The sequence below is a fragment of the Bacteroides sp. ET71 genome, from assembly GCF_023336905.1.
Classification (GTDB): Bacteria; Bacteroidota; Bacteroidia; order Bacteroidales; family Bacteroidaceae; genus Bacteroides.
This window is the reverse complement of sequence record NZ_JAMBLS010000009.1, coordinates 33,555-53,041: the sequence shown is the minus strand read 5'-3', so window position 1 is coordinate 53,041 and position 19,487 is coordinate 33,555. Positions and strand designations below refer to the sequence as shown.

12 protein-coding genes are annotated in these 19,487 nt (G+C 55.1%); 6 read left to right on the top strand and 6 right to left on the bottom strand.

Translation table 11 applies throughout. The features are described from left to right. Window positions 1-76: 76 nt before the first annotated feature. Window positions 77-1,180 (bottom strand): alanine dehydrogenase, encoded by a 1,104-nt coding sequence (gene ald / locus M3090_RS06885; RefSeq protein WP_249054776.1) that lies wholly within the window; start codon window positions 1,178-1,180, stop codon window positions 77-79. Between the two features lie 182 nt (window positions 1,181-1,362). After that, window positions 1,363-3,615, bottom strand: a complete 2,253-nt coding sequence (locus M3090_RS06880) for a prolyl oligopeptidase family serine peptidase (protein ID WP_410553185.1) — start codon at window positions 3,613-3,615, stop codon at window positions 1,363-1,365. 123 nt (window positions 3,616-3,738) lie between these two features. Here M3090_RS06880 and M3090_RS06875 point away from each other — a divergent pair, with 123 nt between their 5' ends. Continuing rightward, complete coding sequence (locus M3090_RS06875; RefSeq protein WP_249054774.1) at window positions 3,739-4,293, top strand: DUF4890 domain-containing protein; 555 nt, start codon at window positions 3,739-3,741, stop codon at window positions 4,291-4,293. 67 nt (window positions 4,294-4,360) lie between these two features. Here M3090_RS06875 and M3090_RS06870 read toward each other — a convergent pair whose 3' ends face one another. From M3090_RS06870 to M3090_RS06860, 3 genes are all read right to left on the bottom strand, one after another. Next, a complete protein-coding gene (locus M3090_RS06870) occupies window positions 4,361-5,695 on the bottom strand; it encodes an MATE family efflux transporter (protein ID WP_249054773.1) in 1,335 nt (444 codons plus the stop codon). A gap of 589 nt (window positions 5,696-6,284) precedes the next feature. After that, entirely contained in the window at window positions 6,285-8,138 is a 1,854-nt protein-coding gene (gene yidC / locus M3090_RS06865) for a membrane protein insertase YidC (RefSeq protein WP_249054772.1), read from the bottom strand. A gap of 151 nt (window positions 8,139-8,289) precedes the next feature. Further along, window positions 8,290-9,909 carry a CTP synthase gene (locus tag M3090_RS06860; protein WP_249054771.1) on the bottom strand — a complete coding sequence of 540 codons (1,620 nt, stop codon included), beginning with the start codon at window positions 9,907-9,909 and terminating at the stop codon, window positions 8,290-8,292. A gap of 671 nt (window positions 9,910-10,580) precedes the next feature. On the opposite strand from M3090_RS06860, the gene M3090_RS06855 reads away from it, so the two are divergent. The 5 genes from M3090_RS06855 to M3090_RS06835 all read left to right on the top strand — a co-directional run bounded on the left by M3090_RS06855 (window position 10,581) and on the right by M3090_RS06835 (window position 16,198). Further along, window positions 10,581-11,936: a DUF3078 domain-containing protein gene (locus M3090_RS06855; RefSeq protein WP_410553189.1), complete on the top strand. Its 1,356-nt coding sequence runs from the start codon at window positions 10,581-10,583 to the stop codon at window positions 11,934-11,936. A 549-nt stretch (window positions 11,937-12,485) separates the two neighbouring features. Next, window positions 12,486-13,139, top strand: coding sequence for a LysE family translocator (locus M3090_RS06850; RefSeq protein WP_249054769.1), 654 nt, complete (start codon window positions 12,486-12,488; stop codon window positions 13,137-13,139). A 28-nt stretch (window positions 13,140-13,167) separates the two neighbouring features. Beyond that, on the top strand, window positions 13,168-13,707 hold the full coding sequence (locus M3090_RS06845; RefSeq protein WP_249054768.1) for a DUF4924 family protein: 540 nt from the start codon (window positions 13,168-13,170) through the stop codon (window positions 13,705-13,707). Between the two features lie 28 nt (window positions 13,708-13,735). Further along, window positions 13,736-14,605, top strand: a complete 870-nt coding sequence (gene rfbD, locus M3090_RS06840; RefSeq protein WP_249054767.1) for a dTDP-4-dehydrorhamnose reductase — start codon at window positions 13,736-13,738, stop codon at window positions 14,603-14,605. Window positions 14,606-14,623: 18 nt separating this feature from the next. Next, window positions 14,624-16,198, top strand: coding sequence for a peptide chain release factor 3 (locus M3090_RS06835; RefSeq protein ID WP_249054766.1), 1,575 nt, complete (start codon window positions 14,624-14,626; stop codon window positions 16,196-16,198). A 611-nt stretch (window positions 16,199-16,809) separates the two neighbouring features. Here the strand turns inward: M3090_RS06835 and clpB are convergent. Beyond that, entirely contained in the window at window positions 16,810-19,404 is a 2,595-nt protein-coding gene (gene clpB, locus M3090_RS06830; protein WP_249054765.1) for an ATP-dependent chaperone ClpB, read from the bottom strand. Window positions 19,405-19,487 lie beyond the last annotated feature (83 nt).

Sequence of the window (19,487 nt, the reverse complement as noted above, 5' to 3'; positions counted from 1 at the left end):
CGTCGGCTGTACAGAGTTTGGTCTGTGTATTCCCGATGCGGTTCGCGCCTAATCAGTTTGTAGCTTTGAAACGAGCTTATAGCGCCGGCTCATAAGGCAGTCCGAACACGTCTGCTACGGCCTTGTAGGTCACCTTGCCTTCCACCACGTTGAGCCCCAGGGCCAGGGCCTGGTCGTCTTGGCAGGCCTGTTTCCAGCCCTTGCAGGCCAGGGCGATGGTGTAGGGCAGGGTGGCGTTGGTCAGGGCCAGCGTCGAGGTGTAGGGCACGGCGCCGGGGATGTTGGCCACGGCATAGTGCACGATGCCGTCCAGGGTGTAGACCGGTTCGCTGTGCGTGGTGGGGTGAGAGGTCTCGAAGCAGCCGCCCTGGTCGATGGCGACGTCCACCAGCACGCTGCCCGGCTTCATCAGCGGGAGCATGTCGCGGGTGATGAGGTGGGGCGCCTTGTCGCCGGGGATGAGCACGGAGCCGATGACCAGGTCGGTTGTGGGCAGTTCGGTGCGTATGTTGTGGCTGGACGAGTAGAGCGTGGTGACGTTTTTCGGCATAATCTCGCTGAGGTAGCGCAGGCGGTCCAGGTTGATGTCGGCGATGGTGACTTCGGCGCCCAGGCCGGCGGCCATCCATGCGGCGTTGGTGCCTACGGTGCCGCCGCCCAGGATGAGCACGCGCGCCGGACGGACGCCGGGCACGCCGCCCAGCAGGATGCCTTTGCCGCCTTGCGGCCGTTCGAGGAAGCGGGCGCCTTCTTGCACCGACATGCGCCCGGCCACTTCGCTCATCGGTATCAGCAGGGGCAGGGAGTGGTCGGCTTTTTCCACCGTCTCATAGGCCAGGCAGACGGCACCGCTTTTCAGCATGGCTTCCGTCAGGGTGCGGTCGGCGGCGAAGTGGAAGTAGGTGAACAGCACCTGTCCCGGGCGAATCAGGCCGTATTCCGGGGCAATGGGTTCTTTGACCTTGACAATCATCTCAGCCCGGGCATAGGTCTCTTCGATGGTGGGGAGGATGCCGGCTCCCACGGCCACGTAGGCCTCGTCGGCAAAGCCGCTGTTCTGTCCGGCCTCGTGCTGTACATACACTTGGTGGCCGCGTCGGGTCAGTTCGGCCACGCCCGCCGGGGTCATGCCCACGCGGTTCTCGTTGTTCTTAATCTCCTTGGGTATTCCGATAATCATGGTAGTTGGTTATTTAAGTGAAACACGCCTGCAAGTTAGCGAATTTACCGGTTCGCTGTGCTTGCGGGCGTGTTGTTTTATAACATAATTATCGGGTGGGGCATGGGGGTTATGCCCCGGAGGGTACGGGGGGTTATAACCCCCGGGGGTATGGGGGTTATAACCCAGCGGGGTGCAGGGTCTTACACCCCTTCCTTGGCGGGTTTCAGCCAGCGGTCCAGCCAGGCGAAGAAGGTGCGTTGCCACAGCACTCCGTTCTGCGGCTGGAGCACCCAGTGGTTCTCGTCGGGGAAGATGAGCAGCTCGGCCGGGATGCCGCGCAGTTTGGCAGCGTCGAAGGCGGCCATGGCCTGGTTGGCCAGGATGCGGTAGTCGCGTTCGCCGTGGATGCAGAGGATGGGCGTGTCCCACTTGTCCACAAACTTGTGGGGCGAGTTGGCGAAGGTGCGTTGGGCCGTCTCGTTCTCCTTGTCCCAGTAGGCGCCGCCCATGTCCCAGTTGGCAAACCATTTCTCTTCCGTCTCCAGATACTGCATCTCCATGTTGAAGATGCCGTCGTGGGCGATGAAGGCCTTGAAGCGGCCTTCGTGGTGGCCGGCCATCCAGTAGACGGTGAAGCCGCCGAAGCTGGCGCCCACGCATCCCAGGTGGTCACGGTCTACGAAGGGTTCTTTCGACACCTCGTCGATGGCCGTCAGCAGGTCCTGCATGCACTGGCCGCCGTAGTCGCCGCTGATGTCTTCGTTCCACTCCGTGCCGAATCCCGGCATGCCGCGGCGGCAGGGGGCGACGATGATGTAGTCGTTGGCCGCCATCATCTGGAAGTTCCAGCGGTAGCTCCAGAACTGGCTCAGCGGGCTTTGCGGGCCGCCTTCGCAATACAGCAGGGTGGGGTATTTCTTCTTCGGGTCGAACTGGGGCGGATAGATGACCCACACGAGCATATCCTTCTGGTCGGTGGTCTTTATCCAGCGCTCCTCCACGCGTCCCATCTCCAGTTGGTCGTAGATGTGGCGGTTCTCCTGTGTCAGTTGGCGGCTCTCGGCATACTGGTTGCGGGCGGCGGTGCCGGGTGCCACGACGTAGATTTCGTCGGCCTGGCTCATGCTGTGGCGCGTGGCGATGAGGTTGTTGCCACAGAGTGCGATGCTGCCGTAGTCGTGCAGGCCTTCGGTCAGGCGGACGGGCTGTTTGCCTTCACGCCAGTCGTTCAGGCCGAGGCGGTAGATTTGCGTAGTGCCGTGCCACGTGGCGGTGAGGTAGAACATGGAGTCCGACGCCCAGACGTAGCTGTCCACGTTGGTGTCGAAACCGGCATCGGCGCAGAACTTCTCGTTCTTCTCCAGGTCGAGCACGTAGAGGCGGTTGCGGTCGCTCTCGTAGCCGTCGCGGGCCATGCTCTGCCAGGCGATGTATTTGCCGTCGGGCGAGAATTGCGGGTTGGTGTCGTAGCCTTCGTTCTTGTCTCCCTCGGGAGAGAGGCCGACGCCCTTGACGACAGGGGTTCCGGCCAAGGCTTTCTTTATCTCCAGGGGTACCATCTTCTTAATTTCCGGGTCTTTGCAGAGGTTGAGGGTGCTGTCCGACTTCAGGTCATAGAGATAGATGTCCGAGTCGGTGGACACGGCATAGGCCAGTCCCGTCTTCTTGCGGCAGGTGTAGGCAATCTTCTTGCTGTCGGGGCTCCATGCCAGTTGCTCGATGCCGCCGAAAGGTTTCATGGGGCTTTCGTAGGGCTCGCCTTCCAGCAGGTCGCGGACGTTGCTGATTTCGTCACCGTCGAAGTCGGCCACGAAGGGATGGGGTGCCGAGGTGGTCCACTCGTCCCAGTGCTTGTACATCAGGTCGTCCACGATGATGCCGCTTGCTTTGGGCAGGTCGGGGTATTTCTCGGCCGTGGTCTTCACCGTCTTTACTTGCGCGATGAAGAGCAGTTTCTTGCCGTCGGGGCTGAAGGCAAAGCCCTCGATGCCTCCCTCATAGTCGGTCAGTTGGCGGCGGTTCGTCCCGTCGGGGTCCATCTGCCACACCTGTGTGGAGCCGCTCTCGTTGCTCAGGTAGGCCAGCTTCTTGCCTTCCTTTATCCATACGGGCTGGTTTTCCTGCCAGGCGTCTTGGGTCAGTTGCGTGTTGCCGCTGCCGTCGGCGTTCATCAGGAAGATTTCTGTGTTGCTCTTGTTCTGCGGTACACTGTAATAGCTTACGGTATAAGCCACTTTGGATGCGTCGGGCGATACGGCCACGCCGCCGATGCGTCCCATGGCCCACAAGGCTTCGGGTGTCAGCCGTTTGTTCTCAATCCGGATGTCCGAGCGCCGGATGAGGAGGCTGTCTTCTGTGCCAGGGGTATCTGTACTGTTTTTTTTGCCTCCGTCACAGGCGGAGGTCGCTGCTAAGATGATTGCAGACATACACAAAAAATGGATGGGTTTCATGTTCATTAGGTTGTATATTGATGGCGCGAAGTTACTAATTTAATGTTAAAGCCGGAGGGAAGCTTTAAACTTTTTGTATGCTTGGGTGTCATAAGCTCGTAACATTTAATTAATAAGTAGTGTATGAAGACAATGAAATTGACTGTGGTTTCTCTTTTGCTGGCTTTCTTTGCCGGTGTGGGGAGCGTTGTGGCGCAAGACGAGCGTCGTGATTATTCGGAAGAGCGGATGAAGTTGCGTGCCGAATGGATGGCTTTGGACATGGCCGAGCGTTATGGCCTGGACGAGAAGCAGGTGAAGGAATTGACGGAGGCGAACTTGGAGTGGTTGCAGAAGCAGGGTGATGTGCCTGCTTGGCGCCGGGATGCCCGTGCACCGCGTTGGGACGGGCGGAGGCATCATCGTCGGGATGTTCGCCGGGGTGGTTGTTGTGGTGCCCCTCGCCCTGCTGATTATTGCTGCGGGGATGGTTGTGCCGATGGCCATCATGTGGCCGATTGCCCGTATTACGGAGAGGAGCGTTGCCCCCAATTGTCCAAGGAGGAACGGGAGAAGCGTCAGGCCGAACGCCAGAAGAAGATGGAAGAATGGCGCGATGCCCGCGATGCTTATGAGAAGAGTCTCCAGAAGATTATGACGGAGGAGCAGTATAAGGCATACAGCGAGCGCAGACGTTGAGGACGTTGCTTGAGTGAGGCGCGGTTGTGCCATATTATTTCGGTACGCCCCATCTTGTTTTTGTGTGTCAGATTTGCTTGCCTGCCCAGTGTCCCCGGCGGATATAGAGCCAGCAGAAGAGTAGGATGAAGATGCCGTAAACCATCTCGGATGTCCAGCACAGGGCTACGTCGAGACGGAGGATGAGGATGGTCCAGGTGATGTAGGCGGTGTAGAGGACGAGGCTGCTCAGCTCGAGGGCGAGGGCGGTGCGGGTGTTGCCCGTGCCGGAGACGGACTGGAAGTAGACGTTGGCGGGGATTATCAGGAGGTAGGAGGCGCACATCACCCAGAGCGAGGGAATGGCGGCTTCGCGCAGGTCGGCCATGTCGGTGTAGATGCCCAGGATGAGTTGCGGGCACAGCACGAACAGCAGGGCCAGGGGCATGACGAAGAGGTAGGCCAGGCGTATGTGCTGGTGGATGAGGTGGGGCACTTCGGAGGCATGGCCGCGGCCGATGAGGTTGCTGGTGAGTGAGCCACAGGTGGAGGCGAAGGCCATCATGACCATGAAGAGCAAGCCTGAGGCACTGCGCACGATATTGGTCACGGCCAGGGCGCGTTCACCCAGGTGTTCGATGTAGAGGAAGAAGAGGAACCACGTGGCCAGCGAGAAGAAGTTCTGTATCATCGTCCACAGCGATACGTTCAGCATGCGGCGCAGCACGCCGCGGCAGAAGCGGGGGATGCGGTCGAGGCCATATTTGCGGGTGTCGACGCGGCGGCGGGTGTAGAGGATGAAGAACAGGAGCGACACGCCTTCGGCCAGCGACGAACCCAGGGCGGCGCCGGCGATGCCCATGGCCGGGAAGCCGAAGTTGCCGAAAATCAGGATGTAGTTGAACACCACGTTGCTCAGCACCATCACCACAGAGTTCAGGGTCAAGGTGCGGGTCTGTACCGTGCCCAGGAAGAAGGCTCGGAAGATGACGGCGCTAAAGGAGAAGAAGGCGCCGAACACGCGCCAGTGCAGATAGTCTTCGGCAGCCCGGCAGACGGCGGGTGAGGAGATGATGCGTTCCAGAATCAGCGGCGAGAGGAAGTAGCTCAGGAGGAACATCACGGCGGCCAGGGCCACTTGGAAGTAGATGCCGTGGTAGAACAGTTGGCCGATTTCGCGGTAGTTCTCCTCGCCATTCCTGCGGGCGATGAGTATCTGCGTGCCGATGCTGAAGCCGAAGGCTACCATGAAGATGACCATGTAGAATACGCCGGCGATGGCCGACGCACCCAGCTCGACCTCGCCCACGCGGCCCAGGAAGGCGGTATCGGTCATGCCTATCATCTGCTCCATAATGAGGCTGATGAGGATGGGGTAGGCGATGTGCCAGATTTGGCGGTTGGTGTATCGTGTCTGTTGCATATAGGTTGATGGTTTTCGTTGGTTATGAATAATCTTTACATCCCTATGGGTGCCGGGAAAGGTATATTACCTTTGGGGGAAGGGTATTATACCTTTCCGGGAAGGGTAATATACCTTTCGGGCAAAGGTAATATACCTTTCCGGGGAATGGTTCCCTACTATTCTGGGAATCGTTCCGTACCATTCCCGGAATCGTTCCGTACCATTCCTCCAACCGCTCATACCCCTTCCAGAATACCTTCTGAGGCCGGTGGTGCTCGAAAGGGGCGCGCGGGGGCCTCGCTCGGCTCCTTTTCGGGGCAGGCTTGGGATGGGTTTGGAAAATAGTTTACAAGAATAGGCGAAAGGGAAAGGCCGTATCATCGGCGGAGAACCTCCCTCGCCCCGCCTCTTCCCCCTGTCATGTTGAGCGGAGCCCGCAGGGCGTAGTCGAAACATCTCACTACGAGCGTGGCATGTCACGCGCGGCATGTCGTGAGATCCTTCGACTGCGCTGCGCTCCGCTCAGGATGACAGCGGGAATGGGCCGTGCGACGGGCACTCATCCGCAGACGGGATACGGCCTTTCGTTCGGTGCACTCCCCCCGCGTCAACGCCTCCGTTGCTGCTCCATGCGCTGCCGCTGCATCTCTTCGGCCTGTTTCTGCATGGCCTCCAGCCGGGCGGCAAAGCCCGTCTTGCGCATCTGCTTCGGGTCTTTCTTATTGGCCTCCAGTTGCGCCAACAGCTTCTCTTCGTTGGTCGTCCGGCGCAGGATGATGGTTGTCACCACGCTGATGAGGGTCGAGATAAAGTAGTAATAGTTCAAGCCCGACGGATAGCTGTTCAGTATGAACAAGAACATGACGGGCATCAGATACTGCATCCACTTCATCGCCGCCATCTGCGGGTTGGCACCCGTGTCTTGCTGCTGCATCATGAACTTGGCGTTCAGGATGTTCGTCACCGTCATCAGCAGGCAGAACAGACTGAGGTGATTGCCCATGAACGGGATGTGGAACGGGAAGGTGATGATGGCGTCATACGTCGACAAGTCGTCCGCCCACAGGAAACTCTGCTGGCGTAGCTCGATGGCGCTCGGGATGAACATGAACAAGGCGATGAAGATGGGCATCTGAATCAGCATCGGCAGGCATCCACCCATCGGGCTGACGCCGTATTGGCTATATACACCCATGATTTCCTGTTGCTTCTTCATGGCATCCTCCTGCTTGGGATACTTCTTATTGATTTCATCTATCTTCGGTTTCAGCACCCTCATTTTGGCCGACGACATGTACGTCTTCCACGTAGCCGGATAGACCACGGCCTTGACAATCAGCGTCAGCAGCAGCAACACCACGCCCATGCTCAGGCCCAGGCCCGACAGCCAGTCGAACAAGTTAATGATAATCCACTTGTTAATCCAGCGGAACAGCGGCCAGCCCAAATATACCAATCGGTTCAACTCCCACTTCTCATCGCGGTCCTTGTCCAGCGCCGTCAGCGTCTTGTAATGGTTCGGTCCGAAGTAGAAATAGAGCCGTGTGGCCGTCTGCCCCGTGGGGTCGAAGGCCGTGTTCATGCTGGCACTGTAATCCTTGATATACCCGCTGCCCTCCTGGTCCATCTTCGAGACGAGATGTGTCTTTTCGAATCCCGCCTCGCTCAGCATCACAGCCGAGAAGAACTGATTCTTGAAGGCCACCCAGTCCAGACGTTCGGGCACATCCTTCTCGTCGTTGCCGTTGGCCGAGAGGTAATCCGTACCCTCACCCTCCATCTTGTAGGTCAGCTCGGCCAGGCGGTTCTCATAGGTATATCCCTTCTCAATCTGGCGGGCACGCTCACTCCATTCGATATCCACATGCTTGTTGCTGGAAGCCAGTTTGCCGTCCATGCCCACAGCCTGTATGTCGAAATCCACCAGATAATTGTCCGGATGCATCGTATATCGGAAGTCGATGTAGCTCGCGCTGTCTGCCTGGAGACGCATCGTCACGCTGCTGTCCGTCTGCTGCACGGGGGTGAAGTAGTAATCCTTCGTCTGTATGGTCTCCCGTGTGTTGTAGAACAGGAAGTTCAGCTCGGCATCTCCCCCGCGGAAGAGCGTCAGGGGCGTCTCCTTGTCCTGCTCCATGTATTCCTTCAGCACGGACTTGTAGATGCTTCCTCCCTTGGTGCTGAGGGTGAGGCTGGCCACGTTGTTCTCGATGGTCACCAGTGAATCTGCCCCCTGCATGGCTTGGAAGAACAGAGCCGTCGAGTCTTTGCGCGTGACCCTTTCGTTGGCGAGGGCCTCTTCTGCCTTGGCCTTCAGTTCAGCCTCGCGCTGCACTTGGGCGATAGAGTCATAGTAATGTTGCTGGGCTTCCAGTTGTTCTTGGCTGGGGCGGCTCAGTATGCTGAATCCCACCAGCAAGACGCCTATCAGCACCAGCCCGGTAATGGTATTCTTGTCCATTGGAACGTATGCTTATGATTGATTTACATTATATGTCAGTTGACAAGTTGACCAGTTAACGAGACTACGAGGCAGGGAGTGCTCCGGGCAACGTTCCGGCCCTTGTTCCCTTGTCAACTCGTCAACTTGTCCACTAAAACTCATTTATTTGTCAACTGTTAAGATGTTCATTCTCGATGGCTGCCTTGACGAACGACAGGAACAGCGGGTGCGGATGCAGCACCGTGCTGCTGTACTCCGGGTGGAACTGCGTGCCGATGTACCACTTCAGCGTGGGTATTTCGACAACTTCCACCAGGTCCGACTCGGGGTTGACGCCCACGCACTTCATGCCGGCCTGCTCATACGCCTCGCGGTATTGGTTGTTGAACTCGTAGCGGTGGCGGTGGCGTTCCTGGATGTGTTCGGTGCCGTAGGCTTCGTAGGCCTTGCTGCCCGGCTGGAGTACGCACTCGTATGCCCCGAGGCGCATGGTGCCGCCCATATTGGTGATGGACTTCTGTTCCTCCATGATGTCGATGACATTGTGGGGGGTCTTCTCGTCCATCTCACGGCTGTTGGCGTCGGCCAGGCCGAGGACATTCCTTGCAAACTCGATGGCCATGCACTGCATGCCCAGGCAAATGCCGAAGGTGGGGATGTCGTGGGTGCGTGCATACTTGGCTGCGACGAGCTTGCCGGGGATGCCGCGTTCGCCGAATCCGGGGCCGATGAGCACGCCTGCCATGCCTTGCAGGGCCTCGGCCACGTTGTCGTCGGTGAGGCGTTCGCTGTTGACGAAATCCACCTGCACCTTGCGGTCGTTGTACGTGCCGGCCTGCGACAGTGCCTCGCGGATGGACTTGTAGGCGTCTTGCAGGTCATACTTGCCCACGAGGGCGATGTGCAGCGGCGTGGTTCCCTCAGCTTTGTGGCGCCGTTCGAGGAAGCTGCGCCAGGGCCCCAGTCCCGGGGTGTCGCCCACAGGGAGTCCCATCTTCTTCAAGATGGTGGCATCGAGCTTCTGTTCTTGCATCAGGATGGGCACCTCGTAGATGGTGGGGGCGTCGATGCTCTGCACGACGGCCTCTTCGTCCACGTTGCAGAACTGGGCCACCTTGCGGCGCAGGTTGGCGTTCAGTTCGTGCTCGGCGCGCAGCACAAGGATGTCGGGCTGTATGCCGGCGCTTTGCAGCTCTTTGACGGAGTGTTGCGTGGGCTTGGTCTTCAGCTCGCCGGCGGCGGCCAGGTAGGGAACGTAGGTGAGGTGCACCACGAGGGCGTCGCGCCCCAGCTCCCATTTGAGCTGGCGGATGCTCTCGAGGTAGGGCAGGGACTCTATGTCGCCCACGGTGCCTCCTATCTCGGTGATGACGAAGTCGAACTTATATTTGTTGCCCAGCATCTTGACGTTGCGCTTGATTTCGTCCGTGATGTGCGGTATGACCTGGATGGTCTTGCCCAGGTAGTCTCCGCGGCGCTCCTTGTCGATGACGCTTTTGTAGATGCGTCCGGTGGTGAGGTTATTGGCCTTGGTCGTTTGGATGCCCAGGAAGCGTTCGTAGTGTCCCAGGTCGAGGTCGGCCTCGTGGCCGTCCACGGTGACGTAGCACTCGCCGTGCTCATAGGGGTTCAGTGTGCCCGGGTCGATGTTGATGTACGGGTCGAACTTCTGGATGGTGACCTTGTATCCGCGTGCTTGCAGCAGCTTGCCGATGGAGGAGGAGATGATGCCTTTGCCCAAGGAGGAGGCCACTCCGCCGGTGACGAAAATGTACTTAGTTTCTCCCACAGTTATAGTCTTTTTAAATAAAAATCGTTCATTCAAGGCGCAAAGGTAGGCAAAAAAAGGGGAAGCGCCTACGATTTGGCATAACATTTTCTTTCGCGGGCGGCTTTGGCGGATGGGAAGGAGGAAGAATGTCCTGCGAAGCGTGGGATAATCAGTCGGCATACGGCGGAATGTCTGTCGGCAATCGGGAGAAGTTCTATTTCAAGCCTTGAAATATATAAACCAAGGCTTGAAATATATAAACCAAGGTTTGAAATATATAAACCAACGGTTGGTTTAGAGTTTTGTACGAGTGTGGTGTCTTTTTTCGTAGGTGCGGAGTTGTTTTTCTGCCGTATTGCCTGTAAGTCTTCGTCGGATAGCCATTTTTCCTGGTTGCTTGTTGTCTTCTATCTATATTTAAAGTAAATTTGCACCCGAACAAAGAAACATACAGGGAACTTATGAAAGCCAAACAACTCATGTTATGCCTGCTGTCGCTCGCGATGCCTTCGGTGGCAGGTGCGCAAACCGTTGCCGACAGCCTTGCCGTTGTGTCCGACAGCCTTGCCGTTGTGCCTGATAGCCTTGCCGTTGTGTCCGACAGTCTTGCCGCTACGCCCGATAGTCTTGTTGTTGCCCCCGATACACTTGCCCTTTCCTCTGATACAGTAAGCCAGTCAGCGGCAAGCATGGATACGATTCCGGCAGCCGCTACGATTCCGACTTTGTCCCCTTTGCTGCGGGAATATTTTGTGCTGAAGCTCCGTCCGGACAAGACCAATGCGTTTACGTTGGATACGGTGTCCGTCGCCTTTGAAAAGTATCTGGGCGTCTTGTCCTACCTCAACGACCCGGCTTCTCCGGCGCGCTACATTGAGTACGACCCCTATTACTTTCGTTTGTTCATTCCCTTCACTTATTATGAACGCCCCATGGCCCGTTACTCGCAGTTGCACTGGCATTTCACCGGCCGTTCCTCCTTCATGCTTCCTCCCGTCGCTCCCTTGCACGTCGATACACTCCCCTATACCCGCATAGAGCAGGCCGCCCAAGCCGTCGACCGTGCCATGCTTTCGGCCTATGTCGATTGTCCGAACCTGGTTGTGCGTACCGGGCAGCAGGTGGACTCCCTGCCTATCTATCATGACGATATTGAAAAAGAAGAACAATCACGTCCCTCCGTCCTTAAATTGTTCACCTCCGAAAGCATGAAACATGTCAGGCGTGAAGAACCGGAAGTCGTCATACATAAGCCCAACTGGTGGGTGACAGGAGGCAGCGGCTCTTTGCAATTCGCTCAGAACCATATCTCTGACAACTGGTATAACGGGGGAGAAAGCACACATTCCCTTTTAGGGAACATACAACTCTATGCGAATTACAATGACCGCGAAAAAGTACAATGGGAAAATCTGTTAGATGCAAAATTAGGATTCATTTCAGCTCCCTCGGATCAATACCATAAGTACCTTATCAATAATGACCAGTTGCGCATTGCATCGAAACTGGGCTTGCAAGCCATATCGAAATGGTACTATACTGTCACTACCGAATTTAAGACTCAGTTCTGCAAAGGCTATGGAGCCAACAGCCAGACGATGAGTTCGTCATTTCTCTCCCCTGCTGATTGGACTGTCGGCATCGGTATGGATTATAAACTGAACAAGCCCAAAGTGAATCTCTCCGTCTTGATAGCTCCTTTTACTTATGCCATGAAAATGGTCGTGAATCCAGATGTAAATGAAACCTCTCTCGGTCTGGAAGAAGGAAAAACTACGAAACATGATTTTGGTTCTCAATTGAAAGCCAATCTGACGTGGAATGCCTTATCGTTTGTTACAGTGACGTCTCGTTTCGACTATCTGACCAGCTATAAGACTGTACGTATCGAGTGGGAAAATACCTTCAATTTTGTACTTAATCGTTATTTGTCTGCAAAGCTTTATGTATATGGCCGATTCGACGATGGGGTAGTAGTGGCAGAGGATAGCTCTTATTTCCAAATCAATGAGAACTTTGGTTTTGGTCTGAACTATTCGTGGTAAGGATTTACCATTATCGTATATCTAAAAAGGTGTAGAGCTTGTGTTTCTGGCAAAAACAAAAAAACGAGTCAGTTCTCACGAACCCCTCGCCTCTTGAAGAAAAGCCAAAATGGCTTTTCTTTTTTACATCCAAATGTTACCTAAAATCAATCTTTACTTTACCTTTAAAAACAAACTTCAATTACCTAATACTGAAAACTCATTTTTCTGTTTAATTTTTACCTTTACCTAATTACCTATTAATCCAAATCTTTAACCTATGAAAATGCTTTAATGTATTAAGTCATGCAATTTCTCAACTGCGATGCAAATATACGGGCTTTTTTTGATAATGGCAAATAGTTGCCCGTAGATTTATATGTTTTATAACATAGTTTTTGATTTGGACTTATCCTGTTTGCACTTATAAACAATTCTGTACCTCTAGTCTTCCTGTTTTTGATAGAAGCATGAGCTACGAAAGTAGATTGTGCGTTTTTAATCTTTCTGTAAGAGGAAAAAGGGCTAAAGATAGTTCCCATCTCATAAAAAAGTACGATATTTGCACCCATGATTCAGATAGAGACTATACTTGATATATTGTGGAAAGGTTTTATCATCGGTGTGATTGTGTCAGCACCGTTGGGGCCGGTGGGAGTGCTATGTATTCAGCGCACACTGAACAAGGGTCGGTGGTATGGGTTCGTCACTGGTGTCGGAGCCTCTCTGAGTGATATCTGTTATGCCTTGTTGACGGGGTATGGCATGAGTTTTGTCTTCGATTATGTCAATAAGAATATCTTCTATCTTCAGCTTTTTGGAAGTATTCTTTTATTGGTGTTTGGCATTTATACGTTTCGCAGTAATCCGGTTCGTTCACTGAGGCCTCCTTCGGGAAACAAGGGCACTTATTTGCACAATTTTGTGACGGCTTTCCTGGTTACTTTGTCTAATCCTTTGGTTATCTTTCTTTTTGTGGGACTCTTTGCTCGTTTTTCATTTGTGGGAAATGGGGCTTTGGTGTCTGAGACGGTGACCGGTTATGTTGCTATTATCATGGGTGCTTTAGCCTGGTGGTTCGGGATTACTTATTTTGTCAATAAGGTGCGGAAGCAGTTTAATTTGCGTGGCATCTGGATTTTGAACCGGGTCATAGGGAGCATCGTGGTGATAGTGTCTTTGTTGGGACTGTCGTTTACTTTGATGGGTGAGTCTCTTTATTAATGAATAAGCAAGCTGGATATAAGCAGGTATGAGAATCGCACAACAACTGAAGGAGAAGAACATTGCCGAATATCTGATTTATATGTGGCAAGTGGAGGACTTGATCCGGGCAAACGATTGCGATCTGGATAAGCTCCGGGTGAATGTCATTGACCGTTTCCCTGTCGGAGAACGTGACGGGCTGGAACGATGGTATGGTGATTTGGTGAACATGATGCACGTAGAGGGGGTGACCGAGAAGGGGCATTTGCAGATAAACCGCAATGTCATTCTGAACTTGACTGATTTGCATGCCCGTTTGTTGTCATCTACGAAGTTCCCGTTTTACAATGCTGCTTATTTCAAGGCGCTGCCTTTTATTGTGGAGCTGCGGCATAAGAACGGTGAGAAGGAGGAACCGGAGCTGGAGACCTGTTTCGAGGCTCTGTATGGCATTTTGCTGCTGCGTCTGCAGAAGAAGGAAATCAGTCCGGCTACGGCGAAGGCCATGGAGAGCATTGCCGGTTTCATCTCGTTGCTGGCCAGTTATTATGAGAAGGACAGGGAAGGGGAGCTGGACTGGGACTGAAGAATGAGTGTATAACAAGCAATAGATTATGAGGATTTTAGTAACCGGTGCCAACGGTCAACTTGGCAATGAGATGCGCGATTTGGCTGTAAAATATGCGCAACATACTTATTTCTTTACCGACGTGCAGGAGCTGGACATCTGCGACGCGCAGGCTGTGCAGGCTTTTGTGGCGGAGAACGGTATCGAGCTTATTGTGAATTGTGCTGCCTATACGGCTGTGGACAAGGCTGAGGACAATGCCGACTTGTGCGACCGCCTGAACCACCTGGCTCCCGCCGGGCTGGCGGATGCGGCCGAGCGGGTGGGTGCCGCGTTGATTCATGTGTCGACCGACTATGTGTTCGATGGTACGGCGCATGTGCCTTACACCGAAGAGGTGGCTCCATGCCCCAACAGCGTCTACGGATGCACGAAGCTGGCGGGCGAGCGTGAGGTGATGGCCCGTTGCCGCCGGGCGATGATTATCCGCACGGCATGGCTCTACTCGGAGTATGGCAACAACTTCGTCAAGACGATGCTCCGCCTGGGGCGTGAGCGCGAGACGCTGGGTGTGGTGTTCGACCAAATCGGCACGCCTACCTATGCCGCCGACTTGGCCGAGGCTATCTTCGCCGCCATCGAGCAGGGAGTCACGCCGGGCATCTACCACTTTAGCGACGAGGGCGTCTGCTCGTGGTACGACTTCACCGTAGCCATCCACCGCCTGGCGGGCATCAGCACGTGCAAGGTCAGCCCCCTGCACACGGACGAGTATCCGGCCAAGGCGCCGCGCCCGCACTACTCCGTGCTGGACAAGACGAAAATCAAGCGCACGCTGGGCATCGACATCCCCCATTGGGAGGAGAGCCTGGCCCGCTGCGTGGCCCGTCTGGAGGGGGATAAGAACTTACATTAAACTACATAAGAAACCATCATGGCCAATAACCAAGAGATAGAAAGAAGAAGAACCTTTGCCATCATCGCCCACCCTGACGCCGGTAAGACGTCGCTCACGGAGAAGCTGCTGCTGTTTGGCGGTCAGATACAGGTGGCAGGCGCGGTGAAGAGCAACAAGATAAAGAAGACCGCCACGTCCGACTGGATGGACATCGAGAAGCAGCGCGGCATCTCCGTTACCACTTCCGTCATGGAGTTTGACTACCACGGATATAAAATCAACATCCTCGACACGCCCGGTCACCAGGACTTTGCCGAAGACACCTACCGCACGCTGACTGCCGTGGACAGCGTCATCATCGTCGTCGACGGCGCCAAGGGTGTGGAGACGCAGACGCGCAAGCTGATGGAAGTCTGCCGCATGAGGAACACGCCCGTCATCATCTTCGTCAACAAGATGGACCGCGAGGCCAAAGACCCTTTCGACCTGCTGGACGAGCTGGAAGAAGAGCTTGCCATCAAGGTGCGGCCGCTGACCTGGCCCATCGAGAGCGGCATCCGCTTCAAGGGTGTCTACAACATCTATGAACATAACCTCAACCTCTTCCAGCCTTCCAAGCAGGTGGTGACGGAGAAGGTGGAGGTGGACATCGCGACCGAGGAGCTGGACAAGCGCATCGGTCACGACCTGGCCGATCGGCTGCGCTCGGAGCTGGAGTTGATTGAAGGCGTATATCCCGACTTCAACGTCGCGGATTACCTGGCGGGACACCTGGCCCCCGTGTTCTTCGGCTCGGCGCTGAACAACTTCGGCGTGGAAGAGCTGCTGAACACCTTCGTCGAGATTGCCCCCAGCCCCCGTCCCGTCCGTGCCGAAGAGCGCGAGGTGCAGCCCGACGAGCCTAAGTTCACCGGCTTCATCTTTAAGATAACGGCCAACATCGACCCTAACCACCGCTCGTGCGTGGCCTTCTGCAAGGTCTGCTCGGGACGCTTCGTGCGCAACGCGCCCTACTACCACGTGCGCCACGACAAGACGATGCGCTTCTCCAGCCCCACGCAGTTCATGGCGCAGCGCAAGACCACCGTCGACGAGGCCTGGGCGGGCGACATCATCGGCCTGCCGGACAACGGGACGTTCAAGATAGGCGACACGCTGACCGAGGGCGAGCATCTGCACTTCCGCGGCCTGCCCAGCTTCTCGCCCGAGATGTTCAAGTACATTGAGAACGCCGACCCCATGAAGCAGAAGCAACTGGCCAAGGGCATCGACCAACTGATGGACGAGGGTGTGGCACAGCTCTTCGTCAACCAGTTCAACGGGCGGAAGATTATCGGCACCGTGGGCCAACTGCAGTTCGAGGTCATCCAGTACCGCCTGCTCAACGAGTACAACGCCTCCTGCCGCTGGGAGCCCCTGAGTCTCTACAAGGCCTGCTGGATAGAGAGCGACGACCCCGCCGAGCTGGAAGCCTTCAAGAAGCGCAAATACCAGTACATGGCCCGCGACCGCGAGGGGAGGGACGTCTTCCTGGCCGACAGCGGCTACGTGCTCCAGATGGCGCAGAACGACTTCAAGCACATCAAGTTCCACTTTACCAGCGAGTTCTGACGCTTCCGTAGTGAGATATTGGCACGCAGATAACACAGATTAAATAGATTCTCGCAGATTCATTGTACGTCAATGACATACAATCGGCGGTCATCTGTTGTATCTGTGTCATCTGTGTGCTTTTTTATATTTGACACTCTTTTATTTCGGCACACCTTCATCCCCCGGGTGCAATAGGTCACATACCCTATACCTTATCGTCTCACACCCCCGCGACCTTACTATCTCACACCCCCATGATCCCCTTAGGCAACAGGTGTTATTATGGTTTACATAGAAAACTATTTTAGCTAAGATAGTCAACTATTATAACTGTAATATTTTTCTATTTAAGCTGTAATAGATTTGTATTTAAGCTGTAATAAGTGGCTATTTAAACTGTAATAGTACCTGTTGCCTAAGGGGATCATGGGGGTGTGAGGTAGTAAGGTCACGGGTATGTGAGGTAGTTAGGTCACGGGGGTGTGAGGTAGTTAGGTCACGGGGGGGGTGAGATAGTTAGGTCGCGGATGTGTGACATGCAGCGATGCCGCGCCCCGGGCGTGGGTACAAAAAAAGTGCCTCCCCCCGTGGGGGGGAAGCACTCTCTGGAGTATGCGTTGCAGCGGGTGTCAGTTCCTGAACACCAGTCCGTTGCCCGACGGGTCCGCATCTACCGTGATGGGCCTGTTGCGGTCTACTGCCTGCGACAGCAGCTTCTTCGACAGGTCGTTCAGCATGTAGTGCTGGATGGCACGCTTGACGGGACGGGCACCAAATTCGGGGTCGTAACCCGCACGGGCCAGGAAGTTTACGGCATTGTCCGTCATCCTCAGCTCTACGCCGTTCTCGGCCAGCATCTTCTGCACATGGCTGATTTGCAGGTTGACAATCTGCTTGATTTCCGTCTCCGTCAGCGGCAAGAACATGATGGTCTCGTCAATACGGTTCAGGAACTCCGGGCGGATGGTCTTCTTCAGCATGTTCATCACCTCGCGCTTGGTCTCTTCGATAACCTGAGCCTTGTTGCCCGTGTTCAGCTTCTCCATCTGGCTCTGGATGTACTGGCTGCCCATGTTCGAGGTCATGATGATGATGGTGTTCTTGAAGTTCACCGTGCGCCCCTTGTTGTCGGTCAGCCGGCCGTCGTCCAGCACTTGCAGCAGGATGTTGAACACGTCGGGGTGCGCCTTCTCAATCTCATCGAACAACACTACCGAGTAGGGTTTGCGGCGCACGGCCTCCGTCAGTTGCCCGCCTTCGTCGTAACCCACATATCCGGGAGGCGCTCCTATCAGGCGGGATACCGTATGCTTCTCCTGATACTCGCTCATGTCGATACGCGTCATCATAGACTCATCGTCGAACAGGAACTCCGCCAAGGCCTTGGCCAGCTCCGTCTTACCCACACCGGTCGTGCCCAGAAAGAGGAAGGAACCGATGGGGCGCTTCGGGTCTTGCAATCCTGCACGGCTCCGGCGCACGGCATCGGCCACGGCCTCGATGGCTTCCTCCTGGCCGATAACACGTTTGTGCAGTTCGTCCTCCAGGTGCAGCAGCTTTTCCCGCTCGCTTTGCAACATCTTGCTGACGGGGATGCCCGTCCAGCGCGATACGACATCGGCAATGTCCTCAGCATCTACTTCTTCCTTAATCAAGGCCTTGTCGCCCTGCATCTGGTGGAGTTTCTGCTGGGTCTCCTCAATCTCCTTGTTCAAGGCTTGCAGCTTGCCGTAGCGTATCTCGGCCACCCGTCCGTAGTCGCCTTCGCGTTCGGCACGGTCGGCTTCAAACTTCAGGTTCTCGATTTCCACCTTGTTCTGCTGAATCTTGTTGACCAGAGTCTTCTCGCTCTGCCATTTGGCCTTGTATGAGCTTTCCTGTTCCTTCAGTTCCGACAGCTCCTTGGCAATCTGCTCCAGCTTGGCCGTATCGTCTTCCCGCTTGATGGCTTCCCGCTCGATTTCCAGTTGCTTGATTTTACGTGAAATCTCATCCAGCTCCTCGGGCACGGAATCCACCTCCATCCGCAGCTTGGCAGCCGCTTCATCCATCAGGTCAATGGCCTTGTCGGGCAGGAAACGGTCCGTAATGTACCGGTTGCTCAGTTCCACGGCAGCTATGATGGCATCGTCCTTGATACGTACATGGTGATGGTTTTCATACCGCTCCTTCAGTCCACGCAGGATAGAGATGGTGCTGGCCGTATCCGGTTCGTTGACCATGACTACCTGGAATCGGCGCTCCAAGGCCTTGTCCTTCTCGAAGTACTTCTGATACTCGTCCAGCGTCGTGGCACCGATGCTCCGCAATTCACCTCTTGCCAAGGCCGGCTTCAAGATATTGGCTGCATCCATGGCACCTTCGCCTTTACCGGCCCCTACCAATGTGTGTATTTCATCAATGAAGAGGATGATGTTCCCATCCGATTTCTTCACCTCATTGATGACGGCCTTCAGTCGTTCTTCAAACTCACCCTTGTACTTGGCTCCTGCCACCAGTGCGCCCATGTCCAGCGAGTAAATCTGTTTGTTCTTCAGGTTCTCGGGCACATCTCCGCGAAGGATACGATGGGCCAATCCTTCGACTATGGCCGTTTTACCCGTACCCGGTTCACCTATCAGGATAGGGTTGTTTTTGGTACGTCGGCTTAGAATCTGCAGTACTCGGCGGATTTCCTCGTCACGTCCGATTACCGGGTCCAGTTTGCCGTTTCGTGCCGCTTCATTCAGGTTGATGGCATACTTTTCCAAGGCTTGGTAGGTGTCTTCGCTCGATTGGGAGGTCACTTTGTCGCCTTTCCGTAGTTCATCAATGGCCTTCCGCAGTTCGCTTTCCGTCATGCCTGCATCTTTCAGTATGGTTGATGCTGTGCTTTTTACGGAAAGTATGGCCATCAGTATCGGTTCCAGCGAGACAAACTCATCGCCCATTTGTTTCGAATAGTCGATGGCTTTTTGCAACACCTCGTTTGCTTCGCGGCTCAGGTAGGGTTCGCCTCCCGATACTTTTGGCAGGGAGTCGATTTGCTTGTCCAGCACCAGTGCGATTTGTTGGGGATTCATGGCCAATTTCTGAAAGATGAAGTTGACGATGTTTTCGCCTGCTTTCAGTACGCCCGCCAGCAAATGTACCGGTTCGATAGCCTGCTGTCCTCTGGCTTGTACCAGGTTCACAGCTTCTTGCACGGCTTCTTGTGCTTTAATGGTAAAGTTGTTGAAGTTCATATTTTATCTCCTTTCTTTTCGTTATTCAGATACGCCAGCTTGTATGCAAAACATTTGCCAGTGGCTTCGTTCTGACAAAAAGT